Here is a 19,879-nt window from a genome sequence, read left to right on the forward strand (position 1 = left end):
CTGTTCCGCACAGTTTTCCCTTCCACTGGCATGCCGGCGAATGCTAACCTTTGCATCCATGACGAAATGCTGCATTTTGAAATGGTTAATAACTCAAATCAATTGGAAAGCTTCGATAATACTTAAGTGCCGAACCGAACGCATGCCTGTCAGTTTATCAAGTGAAGTTGTTACCTTGTGATCGTGTGATGGATACTTCAGCAATTGCCTGGTCATAACTTTGCGTCTCTGCGTTTAAAAAACAACAAGGGTCTTAACAAGTTCTAAAAACTTTCCCAAAAAAATTATAAAATTTTTTTGTTAATTCAAAATTGATGTATAAATTTGTTTAAACGATTAAAAAGGTTCTAAATTTTAAACATGGAATTAGAAATAAGTTTTTTAAAAAATAAAACTTCAGAAATGTTGGAGAATACTAAAAACACAATAACAGGAAAAATATCAAGAAATATTTTTCGATTGTCATTGATGGCAATTATTTTTTTACCATCTTATTTATTTTCTCAGCAAGCCGGTTTGCGTGAATTGTCAGGAACAGTAAGAGATATATCAGGAATGGCATTGTCGGGGGTTTCCGTGCAGGTATTACCAAGTGGTGGGGGTGCAGTAACTCAAATAGATGGTAGTTTTTCAATTCAGGCATTGTCAACAGACAGCCTACGTTTTAGTTCTATTGGCTTTCAAGATCAAGTAGTAGCTGTAAACAACTTAAGTGTATTTTCAATTACTATGCTGACTAGTGAAGGAAATTTAAATGAAGTGGTAGTTGTTGGTTATACTACACAAAGAAGAGGCAACTTAACAGGAGCGGTTGCTCAAATTGGTGGAGATGAAATAATTGCTACTAAAAACGAGAATTTACAAAATATGGTTACAGGTAGATTGCCTGGCTTACGTGTTTCTCAAAGGTCATCAGAGCCTGGGTCTTTTGATGTCGCTATGGATATTCGTGCGATGGGTACGCCATTAATAGTAATAGATGGCGTACCAAGAGGTATGGAAGACTTTCAGAGGTTGAATCCAAATGACGTTGAAAATATTTCTATTCTGAAAGACGCTACAGCTGCGATTTACGGTGTGAGATCTGCGAATGGTGTAGTGCTTGTGACTACTAAAAAAGGTAAAGCAGGAGAAAATCAGATTTCTTACAGTGGAACATATACGTTTCAGATTCCATCAGGAATGCCTGCTACTACAGATGCAGTTGAGTATATGACGTTGCGTAATGAGGCTTCCATGCATAGAAGAGAGGGAGCCAACAGAGTATTCAGCGATGAAGATATTAATCAATATTTATCGGGTGCTAAACAGAGTACGGATTGGTATAATCTTGTTTTCAAAAGTTATGCACCACAAGTAACGCACAATCTAAGTGCTACAGGTGGAACCGAAAAAGTAAAATATTATTTTGGAGTGGGTTATCAGGCACAGCAAAGTTTTTTCAATACAAATGATTTAAATTATAAACGATTTAATATACGCTCAAACATTACTGCTCAGGTAGCAAGGAACTTAACAGCAGATTTAAATCTAAATTTAATTCAAGATATACAAAATCGTCCATTCGTAGATAGTTGGTGGATTATTCGTGGTTACTGGAAGCAAGGACCACATATTCCTCCTTATGCAAACAATGATCCTACAAAATTGTATCATAATAGAAGTGATGGAGATAATCCATTGGCATTTATTAATTCAGATGTAGTTGGTTCTCACAAATATACCAGAAGATGGGTACAGCCAACGCTAAGTTTAAAGTATGATTTTCCATTTTTACCGGGATTGTTCTTAAAGGGATTAGTTGCCTATGATTGGAATAACTGGGAAGGAAACGATTACAGAAAGGAATACAATCAATATGAGTATGATGCCACAAATGACAGATATAATGTATTCTCTCTTGGATCACCATCTATGGTTCATAGAGGTACAATTATGCGTTCTCAATTATTGACACAAACCTCTTTAGGTTACTCAAAGAAGTTTAATGATGTACACAATTTCAATGGTTTATTGGTTTGGGAAACTCAACAAAGAGATGCAGATAATTTTAATGCACAACGAAATCTTATATTGCCTCTACCATATATATACACAGGTCTCACTGAAGGACAAATTGGCGGAATGAATACCGGTGATTTGTATAAAGAGACAAACGTAGGTCTTGTTGGAGCATTTCACTACGATTATAAAAATAAATATTTACTAGATTTTTCTTTTAGAAACGACGCTTCATCAAAATTCCCTCCACAAAAACAATGGGCATTCTTTCCTTCAGTTGCTGCTGCCTGGCGTGTTTCGGAGGAACGATTTATCAAAGATAATTTTTCGATGATTGATCAATTAAAGTTACGTGGCTCATACGGTATGGTGGGCGATGATGGAGCATTAAGATATCAATTTCTTTCTGGCTACAATTATCCTACAGGAGGTTCAGATAGAAGATGGTTTACTGCCGGATATGTATTTAATGGTTTCTTTTTAGCCAGTGCCGACGATAAGGGCATTCCTAATCCAAATATTACCTGGTTTAATGCAAATACTTTGGATATAGGTATTGACTTTGTTGGCTGGAAAGGATTGTTTGGTATTACAGCTGATTATTTCTCCCGAAAAAGAGAAGGATTATTGGCACAAAGATACGGTGGTATACCCACAGTTGTTGGAGCAAACCTACCACAAGAAAACATAAATAGTGATAGAACATACGGTTTTGAAATAGAGTTAAGTCATAGGAATAATATCAATGATTTTACATACGGCCTGAAAGCTATGTTGACCTACGCGAGAGTGAAAAGAATATACTGGGAGCGCGGTCCTTTAGGTAGCACATGGGATGCATGGTACGATAATCATGAACAAAATAACAGAATGCAGGGAGTAAGATTTATGCAACAGGGTGATGGACAATTCCAAAACTGGGATGAAATTTGGAATAGTAAGGTATTTGTGGATCCTTGGGCAGTTCCGGGCGATTACAGATACTTGGATTGGAATGGAGATGGAGAAATTAATGGAAATGACAGGCATCCGATTACTTTCGATCAAAACCCATGGATGAATTTCAGTTTGAGTGGAGATGCTCAATATAAAGGATTTGATTTATCTTTTCTATTACAAGGTGCAGCACTAACATCTGTTCCTTACGGTGAGAAATTGCGCGAGCCACTTTGGGGCGGAGGAGATGCCGGTGCCTTGAAGCAATTTATGGATAGATGGCATCCTAAAGATCCTAACGCAGACCCATACAACAGAAATACAGAGTGGGTGAAAGGATATTATGCCTATACCGGTACTTTGCCCGACTATTGGTCAACATTTAATGTTGAAGACGGTTCTTATCTTCGTCTAAAGAGTATTGAATTAGGGTATAATTTGCCTGCAAAACTGCTTGAAAGAGTAATGATAAAAGGAGTAAGGGTGTATGCAAGTGCCTACAATCTGGTTACATTTACAAAGGTTAAGCATATTGACCCTGAACATACTGATGCTTTATATGGCTATATTTATCCGTTAAATAAATCAGTATCTGTAGGCTTAAATATTACCTTTTAAATAACTTGAAAAAATAAAATAATTAGAGATGAAAAATAAAAATATTATATTGTTATTGCTGCTCTTAGGACTATTTTTTACACCGTCCTGTAAGCGTTTTCTTGATGTACCGCCACCAAACATAGTAAAGGATGAAGATATCTATAAAACAAGTAAAAGCCTGATGCTCTACTTGTCAAGAATATATAGTCAGATGCCTTACGCCGATTTTAAATATACTCCTCGGGTTGGCTATTTCCACGACTGGTTGGTTTGTCCGGGTATAAATGAAGGAGCATCTATTGGTAGAGATGGTTCTTTTGCAATGACAGGAGAAGGTACCAACATGTGGCCCGGCGCTTTTCGTCTGTTGCGCGACATAAACAGAGTACTTGAAACATTGCCAAAGTATAAAAGCAATTTTACCGATGTAGAATATAAACATTTTCTCGGCGAAGCATATCATGCGCGAGCAGTAGTATTCTATGAAATGGCAAAACGGTTTGGTGGAATTCCATTAACGACAAAAGTTTTAAATTATCCCGAACAGCCGATCGAACAACTTGAAATTCCTCGTTCTTCTGAAGAGGAAACATGGAATCAAATACTTTCTGATTTTGATTCAGCGTCTTTAAATCTCGCTCCGGTAAGCCCTCAAAGGGGAATGGTAAATAAATATGTCACAGAAGCTTACAAGTCAGAAGCAATGCTATATGCAGGTAGTATTGCTAAATATAATACGATTACCGGTTTTGGAGAAAAAACAAAAGTAAGAGTAGTAGGGTTTGACCCCAATACAAAAACTGCTGCTGCAAATAAATATTTTGCTGAAGCATATAAAGCCGCTATGGAAGTAGTTAAATCTGGAAGATATGAATTGTATAAGAAAAAATGGGCGGCCGGAGACAAAGCAGCTCAAACACAAAACATGATTGATATGTTCTTCGACATGGATAGCAGAGAAAACATTTTTGTAAAAGAATATAAGTTCCCCGATTTAACCCATGGCTATGATGCCTACAATATTCCCCGACAATTAGCTGGCGGCAACGGCTATTCTTCTGGTAATAATCCTACATTAGAGTACGTAAGTATGTTTGACGGCATACCAAAAAATGCCAATGGTAGCATTAAGGTTTTTGATGCGAATAATAAGTACGTTTTATTTGACAATATAACTGATTTATTTAAAGATGCAGAACCCAGATTAAAGGCAAATGTAATACTCCCTGGTGAAGTGTTTAAAGGTCAGGCAATAGACATAAGAGCAGGTGTATATACCGGTACTGTGGCAAATGGCATAGCTCCCTTAAGAACAGTTAACGGTAGTGTAGATTATACTTTAGGAGGCCCTGTAAATTATACAGAAGTAGATGCATATAAAGGTATAGGAGCATATACATCTAAAGTATTATACATGTCATCACAAAAAAGCTCTCCACAAGTTGTTGATTTACCTGGAGGAGGAAAAATGAATGCTTCAGGAGAAAGCGGACCTTACTACGATGATAGAACTGGTGCTATGACTGGATTCACTATTCGTAAATACTTGAACCCTAACATGCCACAGGAACTTGTTTTGGAAGCTCGCTCTGAGCAGCCTTTTATATTGATGAGATTCGCAGAGGTTGGACTTAATTTGGCTGAAGCAGCATCAGAGCTAGCTTTGGCAGGACAACCTACACCTGATGGTATGAATGCTTATGAAGTTATATTTCAATCAATTAGTCAAATTCGTGAAAGAGCTGGAGCCAATGCATTAAATGCAGCTGAAGTGGTTGGACAAATCGGGTTGCAAATGATTAGAAAAGAACGTAAAAAAGAACTATCTTTTGAAAATAAAATTCTTTGGGACATAAGAAGATGGAGAACACAAACAACAGAGATAATTAATGGTTACACACAACAAGATGGCACTTTCTATAGCGGGTTGTATCCTTTCTATTCAACTCAGGCAAATAAATATTTCTTTGATCCAGGCCCTGAAATTTATAGGATCAGATTTAGAATGACTGAGCCGGAATATTATTTCCTGATACCGGGTGGCGAGGTTTCAAAAAGTCCGTTCATAGATCAACAACCAGGACGTTAGTAATAAAAAACAATAAAAAATACAGATATGAAAAGAACGTTTTATATATTATTTACTATAGTTTTATTCTCATTAAGCTCATGTAAGCCCGATAATTTTCCTGAGCCCGGAGAGACAATCAGAGGAAAAATTATTGATGTAGCAACCGGAGAACTCGTATTAACTGATCAGGGCAGCGAAGGCACTCGAATAAGACTGCGCGAATTAACTTGGAAAGAAACACCAACACCTACACCTTTCGATTTTATGTGTATGAAAGAAGGTATTTATCAAAATACAAAAGTGTTTAAAGGCAGATACAACGTAAGAGTTGACGGAGCATTTATCCCACTATTAAGACTTAATAACAGCGGCGATACTTTAGCAGATGAAACAAAAACACTGGAAATAAGCGGTGTTACGGAAGTAGATTTTCAGGTACAGCCTTTTCTTAAAGTAGAATGGGCAGAAAGACCTACTGTTGATAATGCCGGAAACATTAAGGCCAAAGTTAAAGTAACGAGAGCTGTAAGCCGTGAAGATTTCAGAGCAAAAATAGAACCTATGGGAAATTATAGAGATGACTTTCTGAACGTAACTGATATTCAGTTTATGGTAAGTGAGTCTCCTTATGTAGGTTATCGTACAACAAATGGCGATGGCCGTAGAGCGCAATATAATTATTCTGGTAATTCTTTTGAACCTTTATTAGGAACCCCAATAGAAGTTACTAGTAAAGTAAGTAATAGTGGAAACTTCTCGGGTAGAACTATCTTTGTACGTGCTGCGGCAAGAATTAACTATGCTACAGAAGGTGTCAGAAGATGGAATTACAATGAAGCAATAAGAATTGATGTTCCCTAAAAAGAAATTTTAAGAATAAGTTTCTAGCAGAAATTATCTTTTAAAAGAAGATAATTTCTGCTTTTTTATCTAATGTTAACAGTTATGTACAAGCTTATATTCCTACATCTAGTGTTATTTCTTTTTTCTATAAATATTTATAGCCAATCAGATTCGTTAAAGCAAAAAACATCTTTCCAGATAGCAGCTCCTTTCAACGAAGCTTATGATGTAAGAAGTGATATCGTAATGGTATATGGTGTAAATGATGCAGGAGGAAATTTTGAACAACGCATAAAAGGCTGGCGGGAAAAAGGGTACAATGTACAGTTCATGACTGGCATTGCCTGGGGGCAATATCAAGACTACTTTCTAGGACAATTTGATGGCAAACAACATCTGGATGAAGGACAGGTGCAACGTAATGGGGATACTATATGGCACGGAAAAAATGTACCTTATTTAGTGCCTTCCGATAGTTTCTTAAAATACATAAAAACACATATAAAAAGAGCGATTGACGCAGGCGTTACTGCTGTTTATTTGGAAGAACCAGAATTTTGGGCAAGAGCAGGGTATAGCGAGGCTTTTAAAAAAGAATGGCAAAAATATTATAATGAATCCTGGCAACCTCAACATATTTCACCGGAAGCTACCTATTTGTCTTCAAAATTAAAATATCATTTATATCTCAATGCGTTGAAAGATGTTTTTGCTTATGTAAAATATTATGCAAAAAGTGTTGGTAGAGATGTAAAATGTTATGTGCCTACTCATTCATTAATCAATTATTCTTCCTGGCAAATAGTAAGTCCTGAAGCAAGTCTTGCATCTATTGATGATATGGATGGGTACATTGCTCAGGTATGGACAGGCACCTCGCGCGAGCCTGTTTACTATAAAGGACTTAAAAAAGAAAGAGTATTTGAAAATGCATTCTTAGAGTATGGTTCAATGGTTTCTATGACTGCTCCTACGGGTAAAAGAATGTATTTCTTAACAGATCCTATTGAAGACTGGCCAAGAACCTGGGACGATTATAAACGTAATTATCAGGCCACTTTTACTGCGAAATTATTATATCCAACGGTAGATCATTATGAAGTAATGCCCTGGCCAAATCGTATATATCTCGGCAAATTTAAAGTAGAAGGTTCCGATGAGCTTCAAACAATTTCTCCCGCTTATGCTACACAGATGCAAGTAATGGTCACTGCTCTCAACGAGATGCCTTTATCTTTCAATAAGCTCAACGGTAGTCACGGTATTGGAGTGTTGGTATCTAATTCAATGATGTTTCAACGTTTTCCTACACATGCGGGATATGAAGATCCGCAGTTGTCTAATTTTTATGGTATGGCATTACCCTTATTAAAGCAGGGCATACCTATAGAAACCGTGCACATGGAAAATTTGGATAACAGCAATACATTAAAGAATATCAAGGTATTGATAATGAGTTATGCCAATATGAAACCTTTGCAGGAGTCTTATCATACAGCTTTAAGCAAGTGGGTTAATGATGGCGGCGTTCTGATTTACTACGGACGTGATAATGATCCTTTCCAAACGGTAAGAGAATGGTGGAATACAGGAAAATATAATTTTAATTCACCATCCGAAGATTTATTTAAAAAATTGAATGTGTCCAACACTAAGGAAGACAGTTTTATACAATCCAGAAAAGGATGGGTAAGTATAAAAAGAGTGGATCCCAAAGAGCTTGTTATTGAAGGTAGCAATGATGCTGCGTTTATAGAATTGATCAGACAAGCGTATGAAAAATACGCAGCTGCAGGCAAATTAATATTAAAAAATAATTTTTACTTACAAAGAGGCCCATATGTTATTGCGGCGGTCATGGATGAATTTAAAAACGGGGAGTCCCTAAAAATAAAAGGTTCATTCATTGATCTTTTTGATCCAGAATTGTCGGTATTAACAGAGAAAGTCATTGAACCGGGGCATCAGTCATTTTTATACGATATGCGTACCGTTGATAAAAAACAACCTAAAGTACTAGCAACTGCAGCGCGCGTTTACGAGGAGAAAATTGCAGCAGGTAAATATGAATTTATTGTAAAAAGTCCTTCAGAGACTATGAATGCTATGCGTATACGCATACCGTATAAGCCCGCTGGTGTTACGCTGACAAAGCTTTCCGGAGAAAAAGTTGACATCATAAAAAATGACTGGGACACTTCTACGAGCACTTTGTTTTTGAAGCATAAAAATTTTAGCGAAGGCATTCGGGTTATTATTACTAAATAAGCATAACGAAGAAATCATTTGCAATTTTACCTATTTTCTATTTAACGATTATGATATAAGTGATTTTTTATGAAGCGATTATTTTTTATTTGTATTGTTGCAACTGTTTCACTGTTATTCTCGGCTTGCGGAGCAGCCAATAAAATTGCCATCAATAACGTGGATACATCTTCCATACAAATGATAAACCTGGTACGTATAGCACGTGTTACAGGAACACCATTACCAGGTGAAAATTTTCCTTCATCAAATAATACGGCTGTAAAATACGATGTGGGAGGCACAGATCTGGGCATCATGTGGCATATGAGTGGAGATAAGACTGGCATCTTTTTCGGCGATACCAATGGCAGAGATTTTGTTGCCGGAAAAGGTGGCGGCAATGGCAGCAACTGGCGTTCGAATGTACTTGCATTTTCTGAAGATAAAAATTTAGATGATGGCCTTACAATTTCTGGTATGCTCACAGATGAGGAAGGAAAAGCAAAAGAGGTGGCAGCTGGCGCTAAGGCCAATCCGAAAGTATATCAAACTTCAATTCCCACCGGCGCTATCCGCGCGAATGGCATTGACTATGTGCACTACATGAATATCTATGAATGGAGCGCGCCTCATGGCAGATGGCTTACAAATTTCTCATCGGTTTACGCATCTTACGATGATGGAAAATCGTGGCAAAGAAAACAATATCTTACTTTTAAATCAGACAGTAAATTCTCCCAAATAACCTATGCAAAAAGAAACGGGTATGTATATATGCTCGGTACACTTGCCGGCAGGGGAGCTCCTGGCTATTTAGCACGTTTCAAAGAAAAAGATATTGAAAACCTCAATACATACGAATATTGGAATGGAGAAGGGAAGAAATGGATAAGGAATGATGAAAACGCTGCTACAGCCGTTATTCCTGCACCTTTAGGAGAAGCTTCTCTGCTTTATCATGAAAAATATAAACGCTGGATACTGATGTATATTTATGATTATAACTACGATGCCAATCCTGTTGTAAAAAGACACGCGATTGTGTACAGAGACGCAAAAGAACTGACCGGAATATGGAGTAATATAAAAGTATTGACCACATCGAAGGAATACCCGGGTCTGTATAGTCCATACATACATCCGCTGGAAAATAGCGGAGATAAAATATATTTTACCATGTCATTATGGTCGCCGTATAATGTATTTTTATTTCGGGCTAATTTAAAATTAAATGAATAACTTATAAATAATTTAATTAATTTTTACCAATAAATGTTTCGGAATTTAGCATTAGTATATAAGAGTAAGGAATATGCAAATACTGCTACCGAGCCTGCATATGTGATTATATGCGAGACTCCATAGGTTTCTATTTATAATATTAATAGATTATAAAAGATCCGTATAGCCGGATGGATATACAGGTCTGCAGACTTAAACAAATGAGTTTTCCAGCGTAAAATACTGGATAAGCCGGCCAGCCGCACCAGTTATAGCACAATTGGCAAACTTGCTAATGTGATTATAAATGGAAGTAGAGTATCTACCATTTACTTTCGCATCCTTCAATCATAAGGCGCGGATGTAAATAGAATTACACCGTTTGTCAACAGGCATTCAGTGTTGCAGGCTGCAGAACTTGAACTCAACAATGTAAATTATTATGCAACAGGATAACCTGTAAAAACCGGAAAAATAATAGCGAAGATGATAGTAAAAAAGTTTTTTTTAGCAGTAATAGCTGTTTTAATATGCCAGTTGGGTTTTGCCCAAAAGCTAACCTCTTATGTTGATCCTTTTATCGGTACCGGCGCTGTGGATGGCACCAGCCTGTCGGGAAGTAATTTCCCGGGCGCTACTGTTCCGTTTGGCTTTGTGCAAGTAAGCCCTGATACAGATAATGAAATATTCAGCCCTGCATCGGGGTATAATTACAATGATAAAACGATTGTAGGCTTTAGCCATACGCATTTAAGCGGTACAGGTGTGGCCGATCTTTTTGATGTACTGCTGATGCCCGCTTCAGGTAATTTAAAATGGTCGCCGGGTGATGAGAACAAGCCGGGATCAGGCTACAGGTCTGCTTTTTCTCATCAGCAGGAAACGGCAAGGCCGGGTTATTACCAGGTTAATTTATTGGATTATAATATCAATGCGGAGCTTACGGCCACCGAACATGCAGGCTTTCATCGATACACATTTAATGGCGACGGCCCGGCACGCATCATGGTTGATCTGGATCATTCACTTAGTAAAAAAAGAGATTACTGGGTTTGCCGGATTCTTGGTGCAGAGATCAGGAAAGTCGATGATCACACCATAGAAGGTTACCGGATCATCACCGGTTGGGCAAGAATGCGCAGGGTATATTTTCATGCTAAATTTTCCAAGCCAATTACCAACCACGAAATGGCCTGGGGTACGCATAACATCATAAATAAACCCGTTATTAATGGTACTGATATTGTAAGGGCTGCTTTTAATTTTGATGTTAAAAAAGGAGAACAGGTGTTGGTGAAAGTTGGTTTATCGTCTGTTAGCGTGAACAATGCCAGGGAAAATCTAAATAGCGAGATAAAAGGATGGGATTTTGATGCAGTAGTCAAACGTGCAGATGCTTTGTGGGAGAAGGAATTGTCAAACATTCGTATTGATGCTGCTGACGCTGTGAAAAAAATATTCTACACAGGTTTATATCATTTATACATTCAGCCTAATAATACCGCCGATGTAAATGGTGAATACCAGGGCTCTGATATGGAAGTTAAAAAATCGCTGACTAAAAAGCATTACTCCACATTTTCATTGTGGGATACCTACAGGGCGGCGCATCCCATGTACACCTTATTAAAACCATCGAAAGATGCTGAGTTTATAAATAGTCTTATTAAACAATATGAGAGTTATGGTTACCTTCCTATATGGCAATTATGGAATGATGAAAATTATTGCATGATTGGCAACCACTCTATACCGGTAATAGTTGATGCTGTTGTGAAAGGCATTAAAGGCTTTAATCTTGAAAAAGCATATGAAGCCGTTAAGAATTCTTCACTCACAGATCATCCGGGCTCACCCTTTAAGTACCTGCATCAATATGGTTATTTCCCTGAAGAGCTTGAATCACAGTCTGTTTCTAAGGGATTAGAAATAGCATTTAATGACTGGTGCGTGGCGCAGTTTGCTAAAAAACTGGGAAAGAATGATGATTATAATTTCTTTATGAAGCGGGCATCGTATATAAAAAATATCTACGATAGTAAGACCGGTTTTTTTCGCGGTAAAAATAAAGACGGTAAATGGTTAGAGCCCTTCCATCCTTTGCAATATGGCGGTAACGGCGGTAACCCGTACACCGAAGGCAATGCCTGGCAGTATTTGTGGTATGTCCCCCATGACATCCCCGGCATGATCGATCTTTTTGGCGGAAGAGAAAAGTTTATTATAAAGCTTGATGAATTTTTTACTACTGCTGGCGGCGAAGATGCCAAGAATGAAAACGCTTCCGGTTTTATTGGACAGTATGCGCATGGCAATGAGCCCAGCCACCATACCGCTTACTTATATAATTATGCCGGCCAGCCATGGAAGACCCAACAGCGGGTTGCAGAAATCATGGATAAATTTTATACTACTGACGCTGCAGGATATTCGGGTAATGAAGATTGCGGGCAAATGAGCGCATGGTATATTTTCAGTGCCATGGGTTTTTATCCGGTCAACCCCGCTAATGGCGTTTACGATATAGGTTCTCCCAGGTTAAATAAAGCAACCATAGATTTGGAAAACGGTAAGCAGTTTACAGTAGTAGCCCATAATGCAGGAGGAAAAAATATATACGTGCAATCTGTTAGCCTTAACGGAGTTGCTTACAATAAAAATTATATTCTTCACAGTGATATATTGAAAGGAGGCAGGTTGGTTTTTGAGATGGGCCCATCGCCTTCTTATGGGTGGGCTAAAAAAGCCATTAGCTATAAATAATACACTAAATAAGTGGATCTTTATATTTAATGTGATATCGACAACCGGGGCTGCCAACGACTTAGTGGGGAATTTCGGTCTGCAATGGTTAACCTGGAAAAAGCGATGGGTTAACCGTTGCACATCCCAAACAAAAAGTAAAGATTTACAGGATAAGATAACTCCAAAGTTAAATTTATATTCCTAAACAAATAAAAGTATAAAACGCATAATGAAATTTCTCTCTTTATTTTTTAAGTGTTGGGTTTTTATGTTTTTGCCGCTGTTCGGAGCAAATGCACAAACCCAGAAAGCGCCTGCTTATCCGCTGATCACCCATGATCCGTATTTTTCTGTCTGGTCTTTTACGGATGCCCTAAATGCATCAACCACCAAACATTGGACGGGTGCGGATCACTCGCTTACAGGTTACTTACAAGTGGATGATACTATCTATCGATTCTTAGGAAAAGAGAGCAAGGCGTATGATGTAGTATTGCCCGCAAGTGACGACACGTCTTACCTTGTCCAATACACTGAACAACAGCCCGAACCGGGATGGCAGGAGCTCAACTTTGATGTTAGTAAGTGGAGCAACGGAGAGGCGCCGTTCGCCGATGTGGGAAATTATAAAACTCAATGGAAGTCAGATGATCTTTGGGTGCGAAGAGAATTTACCATAACTGATAATCATGAAAAAGGCCTGTATTTAAAATTAGATCATGATGATAATATAGAAGTGTATTTGAATGGTAAGGAAATTTATCAAACGGTGGGCTGGATGCATAAATATATTTACATTCCCATTAAAAATGCGCCGGCTATTTTAAGAAAGGGCAAAAATGTTTTAGCCATTCACATAAAAAATACTGACGGCGGCCAACACCTCGATTTTGGCCTGGTAAAGGAAAGAGTTGCTGCCGCATCAAAGGGCATAGTAAATGCCAAGCAAAAAAATGTTGAGATCAAAGCCACACAAACCATTTATGATTTCTCCTGCGGGCCTGTAAACCTCAAAGTCACTTTCACTTCGCCGTTAATAATGACCGATCTGGATTTAATGTCAAGGCCGGTTTCTTATGTTACGTTTAGCACTGCTTCAACAGACGGCAAGGCGCATGCCGTGCAGGTTCTGTTTAATACATCCACCAATCTTGCAGTGAATACACCGGCACAGGAAGTCGGGGCAGAAAAATATTCAGCAAACGGTTTATCTGTTTTAAAAACGGGAACATTATCGCAGGAGGTATTGGCTAAGAAAGGAGATGACCTGCGTATAGATTGGGGATATTTGCATGTGGCTGTACCGCAGGCTGCAAATACATACCAGTTCATCACAGAAAATGAGGAAGTTGCTATTCGCTCATTTAGAAATTCCACACGCAATCATGCTGCGCAGCTGAACGGTAAAAGGTTGTGGCTGAATACAAACATTAACCTGGGCAGGAAATCAAGCGCTTCCGCTAAAATACTTTTGGGCTATGATGACATCTGGTCTATACAATATTTCGGTGAAAACCTACGCCCCTGGTGGAACCGGGATAATAACACAACCATTGAGAAACAATTGTCAGCAGCCAATGCTGATTATGCTGCTACCTTAAAAAAATGCAATGTGGTGGATGCGCAAATATACCAGGATGCTTTTAAAGCCGGCGGGAAGGAATATGCGAAGCTTTGTGAAATCGCTTACCGGCAGGCTATTGCTGCGCATAAGTTAGTAAGGAGCCCGCAGGGAGAGTTATTATGGTTGTCGAAAGAAAATTACAGTAACGGATCTATTAATACAGTTGATCTTACATATCCGTCTGCTCCTTTATTTCTTGTTTACAATCCCGAATTGGAAAAGGGAATGATGAATGGTATTTTCTATTACAGCGAGAGCGGAAAATGGAAGAAGCCTTTTGCAGCACATGACCTCGGAACTTATCCGGTAGCCAACGGCCAGACATACCCTGAAGATATGCCGGTTGAAGAATCGGGCAACATGGTGATACTTGCAGCCGCCATTGCGAAGGTGGAAGGCAATGCAAACTATGCTGCGAAGCATTGGGCCACCCTGACCATGTGGACGGACTATTTAGTAAAAGAAGGTTTTGATCCTGCCGACCAGTTGTGTACAGATGATTTCGCAGGACATCTGGCACGCAATGCCAATCTTTCCCTGAAAGCTATTATGGCTATTGAAAGCTATGCTATGCTTGCAAAAATGCTGGGCAAGGAGGATGTTTACCTGGCATACCACAACATCGCAAAAAGCATGGTACCACGCTGGATGCAACTGGCTGATGACGGTGATCATTATACTTTAGCTTTTGAAAAGAAAGGCACCTGGAGCCAGAAGTACAACGTGATCTGGGACAGGATTTTAAAATATAATATCTTCCCGGAATCCGTGTTCGAAAAAGAAATGAAGTATTACCTCAAGCAACAGCATGGTTTCGGCCTTCCCTTAGATAGCCGGAAAACCTATACCAAAAGCGACTGGATCATGTGGACCGCCTGTTTAACAGGCAATATCAGCGATTTTACTGCCTTGGTAAGACCGCTTTATAAATTTGCCACCGAAACACCTTCGCGCGTGCCGTTAAGCGACTGGCATGAAACAATCGACGGCAGGCAGATCGGCTTCCAGGCAAGAAGCGTGGTGGGTGGTTACTGGATGAAGGTGCTGGAAGCAAAGTTGAATACTAAGAAAATGAAATAGCCATGAATGATGCCGCACAAACCGGAAAAGGAATGTTGGCGTAGTATCACGCTAACTATTGCAACAATTAAAAATAAAATAAACACATCCAATAGCCATCTCGCTTTAGGCGAGATCAACCGGGAATGAGTGCTCTCCCGGTAACTATAGCGAGCAATTTTATCACAGAGCTGCCATCAATGATACAGCAGTGAAATATACAAGCATATCAATCAAAAAAAAATTATCTTATGGCGCATTCCGCGCCGCAAACCCCGGGTTAGGGCCGGTTATTTGCTAACAAAATACTACGAATAAATGAAAAAAATTTTAACCGTTATCGGCCTGTGTTTTACGATCTGTGCATATACGCAAACAGAAATTGCCATTATCCCTCAGCCTGCACATGTGCAACAGTTGAGCGGAAGTTTCACGCTGTCTTCCAAAACAAAGATATATGTTCAGCCCGGTGATATGGGTATTCAAAAAGTAGGAGAGATGCTGGCCGCTGAAATACAGGATAAAACCGGTTTAAAGTTACCTGTAATTACAGCGCATGCTTCAGCAAAAAACAATATACTCATTACCTCTTCAGGTGCGCCGGATAGCCTGGGCAAAGAAGGTTACCAGCTTTCTGTAAAACCCGCAGCTATAGTGATCAAAGCAAATGAAGGCAACGGCGCCTTTTATGCCATGCAGACTATGTTGCAGTTACTGCCTGTTGCTACAAAAGAATTATCAAAAGCTGCTGTGCCCGTTCCGGCAGTTGAGATAACGGACAAGCCGAGGTTTGAATGGCGTGGCCTCATGCTGGATTGCGGACGCTATTATTACTCCATGAATTTCCTGAAAAAATTTATTGACTATATAGCCATGCATAAAATGAATACTTTCCACTGGCATCTTACGGAGGATCATGGCTGGCGGCTGGAAATAAAAAAATATCCCCGGCTTACAGACATCGGCGCATGGAGAACAGAAACAGAATTCAGCCAGGGCAGGTTAAACGGTACCCCTGCCGGTGGTTTTTACACACAGGAGCAGGCCAAAGAACTGGTTCGCTATGCCACTTCCAGGTTTGTGAATATCGTTCCTGAAATAGAAATGCCCGGCCATGCCACAGCTGCGTTAATCGCTTACCCGGAATTGTCCTGTACGGGTGGACCGTTTAAAACGCTTACCAGGTGGGGCATCCAAAAGGAAATATTTTGCGCAGGCAATGATAAAACTTTTGAATTTTTGGAAAATGTGTTATCCGAAGTGACTGCCATTTTCCCCAACGCAGTCATCCATATCGGTGGAGATGAAGCGCCTAAAGACCGGTGGAAAGCGTGCCCCAAATGCCGGCAAAGAATTAAAGAGGAGGGTTTAAAAGACGAACATGAACTGCAAAGTTATTTTATCAAAAGAATTGAAAAGTTTGTGCTGACCAAAAACAGGAACATCATCGGCTGGGATGAGATACTGGAAGGCGGGCTGGCGCCAAATGCATGGGTAATGAGCTGGCGCGGCACAAAAGGCGGCATTGAAGCTGCCAGGCAACACCACAATGTAGTGATGACACCTTACGATTATTACTACCTGGATTATTACCAGGGCAAACCATCACTGGAGCCAAATGCTATCTGGGACAATGCCATCAATACGCTGGAAAAAGTTTACAAGTATGAACCCTTCGATAACGCACTTACTGCAGAGCAGGCTCAATACATCAAAGGCGTGCAGGGAAATGTATGGAGCGAGTTTATTCATACACCGGAAAAGGTGGAATACATGACATTCCCGCGGGCAGCAGCTATTGCAGAGACAGGCTGGTCTGCCGCACATTTAAAAAACTGGGATGATTTTGCCAAAAGAATGGAAACACAATACCAGCGTTATGATCTGATGGGATTGAACTATGCCATGAGCGCTTACAATGTATGGCAGGCAACCAGGTATGACAGCACAACCCACACGGCGGAGATAAGTTTTAAGACAAACAGTTACCGGCCTGAGATCCGCTACACGCTTGATGGTAATGAACCAACAGGCAGCTCAAAGCTATACACTGCGCCATTTAGCGTGAAAGCGCCTGTGCTTATAAAATCTGCTGTATTCAGAAATGGGAAGATGCTGGGTAAGGTATATGAAGAAGCGGTGCTGAAGAAGTAAATGTAGTGATGGTAAAAGAAGTGGAGTTGGATTTGTGGAGGTGTTTAGAAAGGGTTAATTTGTTTAGGCGTGGGTTTGTTGATGTGATGTTGTGATCGTGTTATGAAGTTTTTGTGTTTTTGTGTATTTGTTTAAAAAGAGATTGCTTCTAAAACTTCGCTGCGCTACGTTTTATCGCAATGACGCACACTCCGGTATCGTCATTGCGGGCGAAGTATTCCGACGGCTCCTGAGTCCTTAGGACGGAGCGAAGCAATCTCACACCGCATTTACGTTCCTCCAGTTCTTCTCTAACTTTTTTTCTTGATAAAAAAAGTTACAAAAAAATCAAGCCGGCATAAGGTGGGCCGCGCGCATCAGGCTATGCCCGGAAAAAACTCTGTGCTGCAAGAACAATTCCTGCTGACTGGCAGCTGCTTTTGATTACAGTCACGTCCCGCGCAGCAGGAATCACTGTTCCGCACAGTTTTCCCTTCCACTGGCATGCCGGCGATTCCTAACCTTAGCATCCATGACGAAATGCTGCATTTTGAAATGGTTAATAACTTAAGTGACGTTGTTACCTTGTGATCGTGTGATGGGTAAAAGAAGTGTATTTGTGTATTTGTGGAGGGGTTGATGTGTTTAGTGATGAAGTTATCAAGTGACGTTGTTACGATGTGATCCTGTGATGGATGCTTCAGCAATTGCCTGGTCATAACTTTGCGTCTCTGCGTTTAAAAACTTTGCGCTCTTTGCGTGAACCTTATTGCATTGTTGTTAACTACAAAAGACATCCTTCCTGCCTTGGTGTCTCCGCGGTTGATTATCTAGGCAATGGCAAAAGAATAATTTTGTGTCAGGTGAAAACACCAGACACGGCATAAATTTGAAAGCTTCGATAATACTTAAGCGCCCGAACCGAAGGCCTGCCTGTCAGTGACAGGAAGCAATGCACGGAAGGTGATTGATTCGCCCGAAAGAAATGATAGATCTTAGAGTAAATGCGGCGAAGCAATTGTTCCTGAGTGCAAATTGCTTCCGGGTCAGAGCCCATGCGCGTGGGTCACCTTCAGGCAGGCTAGACTTTTTTGATTCTTTTTGCGGCAATGGCAAAAAGAATAGCCAGAAGTGGATTTGTTTAGTAATGAAGTTATCAAGTGACGTTATTACCTTGTGATCGTGTGATGGATGCTTCAGCAATTGCCTGCTCATACTTTGCGGCCGCTGCGTTAAAAACTCTGTGCTCTCTGCGTGAACCTTATTTGCATTGTTGTTAAACTTAAAGACATCCTTTGTGCCCTGGCGTCTCCGTGGCAACCTGGTGTTTTTATTGAGCTTATCCCTTAACCCGATCACAGGAAATCTTCTATTTCTTTGTTCCTGAAAGGATACGCTTTCAAAAGGCGCAACAGTTTCCCGGATGATAAAATGCTTTTAAGCGCCTCAAAATGGCGTGAGTGGTGCATGTCTGATCCGCAATAATCGTACAAGCCATCTTCCAGGAGCTTCATGGCAGTTTTCTTTACATGGCTGCCGTAATAGCCGGTGATAGCTATGGTGTTTAACTGCAGCAGGCATCCTTTTTCTTTTAGCTGCCTGAACTGATCATAATCCTCATGATAAAAATTGTACCGCTCCGGGTGGGCCAGGATAGGCCTGTAGCCCCGCGCTTGCAATTGGAAAAGCGCGTCATGCAGGAAAGGGCTCTCGGCGAGGTAAGACATTTCAACAAGAACATAATTCTTGTAAACAGTCAGAAAGTCTTCCTTATCTTCCAGCAGCTGCATAAAGCCGTCATTGATCATGTATTCGGCGGCAGTCCTGTATTTAATGTTGATGGAGTGGTCTTCAAGGATTTTTTTCACTTTATTGTATTGTGTAAGAATGCCGTCCCTGGTATTGGGGTAAAAATCTGAATGCACATGCGGGGTTGTGACTAACGAGGTAAAGCCGGCGGAAGCCATGCTGCTGATAAGCTTTAGTGAATGCTCTGCATCCTTGGCGCCATCGTCCAGTCCGAATATAGTATGGGAGTGAATATCAGTTTTCAGAAAAGAAAAATTCTCTTTTTCTCTTTTAGAGAAGAAATTAAACATATGGTCTTTTTAGCGGGCGAAATTAAATAATATAAATGTAATATAGTGGATTTTACTCCGCCGGTGAATTATAATTGCTGGTAATTATTGTTTTGTAAGATACAGGTTTATATTTTTGTTGCATATCTTATATGGATAATAATTTGCTCAATCGCATTAAATATTCTTATTTTGCATGGAATTTGATAGCATTACCATTAAAAAAATATTTCATGCACCTATCATTTCGGTTTATAATTCTGCCATTGTTATTCATATGCTTGCTTAGCTCGTGCAGAACCAACAGGAACCTTGTTT

9 protein-coding genes are annotated in these 19,879 nt (G+C 39.8%); 8 read left to right on the top strand and 1 reads right to left on the bottom strand.

Annotated elements, in window-relative coordinates; all coding sequences use genetic code 11:
* Positions 1 to 360: 360 nt before the first annotated feature.
* The 8 genes from OD355_RS08640 (at position 361) to OD355_RS08675 (ending at position 17,504) form a co-directional block, all read left to right on the top strand.
* Entirely contained in the window at positions 361 to 3,555 is a 3,195-nt protein-coding gene (locus tag OD355_RS08640) for a SusC/RagA family TonB-linked outer membrane protein (RefSeq protein WP_263038065.1), read from the top strand.
* Positions 3,556 to 3,583: 28 nt separating this feature from the next.
* Positions 3,584 to 5,626, top strand: coding sequence for a RagB/SusD family nutrient uptake outer membrane protein (locus tag OD355_RS08645; protein ID WP_263038066.1), 2,043 nt, complete (start codon positions 3,584 to 3,586; stop codon positions 5,624 to 5,626).
* 27 nt (positions 5,627 to 5,653) lie between these two features.
* A complete protein-coding gene (locus OD355_RS08650; RefSeq protein ID WP_263038067.1) occupies positions 5,654 to 6,469 on the top strand; it encodes a DUF3823 domain-containing protein in 816 nt (271 codons plus the stop codon).
* An 84-nt stretch (positions 6,470 to 6,553) separates the two neighbouring features.
* On the top strand, positions 6,554 to 8,719 hold the full coding sequence (locus OD355_RS08655; RefSeq protein ID WP_263038068.1) for a hypothetical protein: 2,166 nt from the start codon (positions 6,554 to 6,556) through the stop codon (positions 8,717 to 8,719).
* Between the two features lie 69 nt (positions 8,720 to 8,788).
* Entirely contained in the window at positions 8,789 to 9,940 is a 1,152-nt protein-coding gene (locus OD355_RS08660) for a DUF4185 domain-containing protein (protein ID WP_263038069.1), read from the top strand.
* Between the two features lie 468 nt (positions 9,941 to 10,408).
* Positions 10,409 to 12,685 (top strand): GH92 family glycosyl hydrolase, encoded by a 2,277-nt coding sequence (locus OD355_RS08665; protein ID WP_263038070.1) that lies wholly within the window; start codon positions 10,409 to 10,411, stop codon positions 12,683 to 12,685.
* Between the two features lie 211 nt (positions 12,686 to 12,896).
* A complete protein-coding gene (locus OD355_RS08670; protein ID WP_263038071.1) occupies positions 12,897 to 15,371 on the top strand; it encodes a glutaminase family protein in 2,475 nt (824 codons plus the stop codon).
* A 297-nt stretch (positions 15,372 to 15,668) separates the two neighbouring features.
* Positions 15,669 to 17,504 carry a beta-N-acetylhexosaminidase gene (locus OD355_RS08675; RefSeq protein ID WP_263038072.1) on the top strand — a complete coding sequence of 612 codons (1,836 nt, stop codon included), beginning with the start codon at positions 15,669 to 15,671 and terminating at the stop codon, positions 17,502 to 17,504.
* Between the two features lie 1,334 nt (positions 17,505 to 18,838).
* On the opposite strand, the gene OD355_RS08680 is transcribed toward OD355_RS08675, so the two are convergent.
* Positions 18,839 to 19,582: a tyrosine-protein phosphatase gene (locus tag OD355_RS08680; protein ID WP_263038073.1), complete on the bottom strand. Its 744-nt coding sequence runs from the start codon at positions 19,580 to 19,582 to the stop codon at positions 18,839 to 18,841.
* Positions 19,583 to 19,879 lie beyond the last annotated feature (297 nt).

Source organism: Haoranjiania flava (genome assembly GCF_025631005.1).
Taxonomy (GTDB): Bacteria; Bacteroidota; Bacteroidia; order Chitinophagales; family Chitinophagaceae; genus Haoranjiania; species Haoranjiania flava.

Coding starts and splice junctions, on each gene's coding strand:
- OD355_RS08640 (WP_263038065.1), top strand. CDS start 361: ATGGAATTAGAAATAAGTTTTTTAAAAAATAAAACTTCAGAAATGTTG.
- OD355_RS08645 (WP_263038066.1), top strand. CDS start 3,584: ATGAAAAATAAAAATATTATATTGTTATTGCTGCTCTTAGGACTATTT.
- OD355_RS08650 (WP_263038067.1), top strand. CDS start 5,654: ATGAAAAGAACGTTTTATATATTATTTACTATAGTTTTATTCTCATTA.
- OD355_RS08655 (WP_263038068.1), top strand. CDS start 6,554: ATGTACAAGCTTATATTCCTACATCTAGTGTTATTTCTTTTTTCTATA.
- OD355_RS08660 (WP_263038069.1), top strand. CDS start 8,789: ATGAAGCGATTATTTTTTATTTGTATTGTTGCAACTGTTTCACTGTTA.
- OD355_RS08665 (WP_263038070.1), top strand. CDS start 10,409: ATGATAGTAAAAAAGTTTTTTTTAGCAGTAATAGCTGTTTTAATATGC.
- OD355_RS08670 (WP_263038071.1), top strand. CDS start 12,897: ATGAAATTTCTCTCTTTATTTTTTAAGTGTTGGGTTTTTATGTTTTTG.
- OD355_RS08675 (WP_263038072.1), top strand. CDS start 15,669: ATGAAAAAAATTTTAACCGTTATCGGCCTGTGTTTTACGATCTGTGCA.
- OD355_RS08680 (WP_263038073.1), bottom strand. CDS start 19,582: ATGTTTAATTTCTTCTCTAAAAGAGAAAAAGAGAATTTTTCTTTTCTG.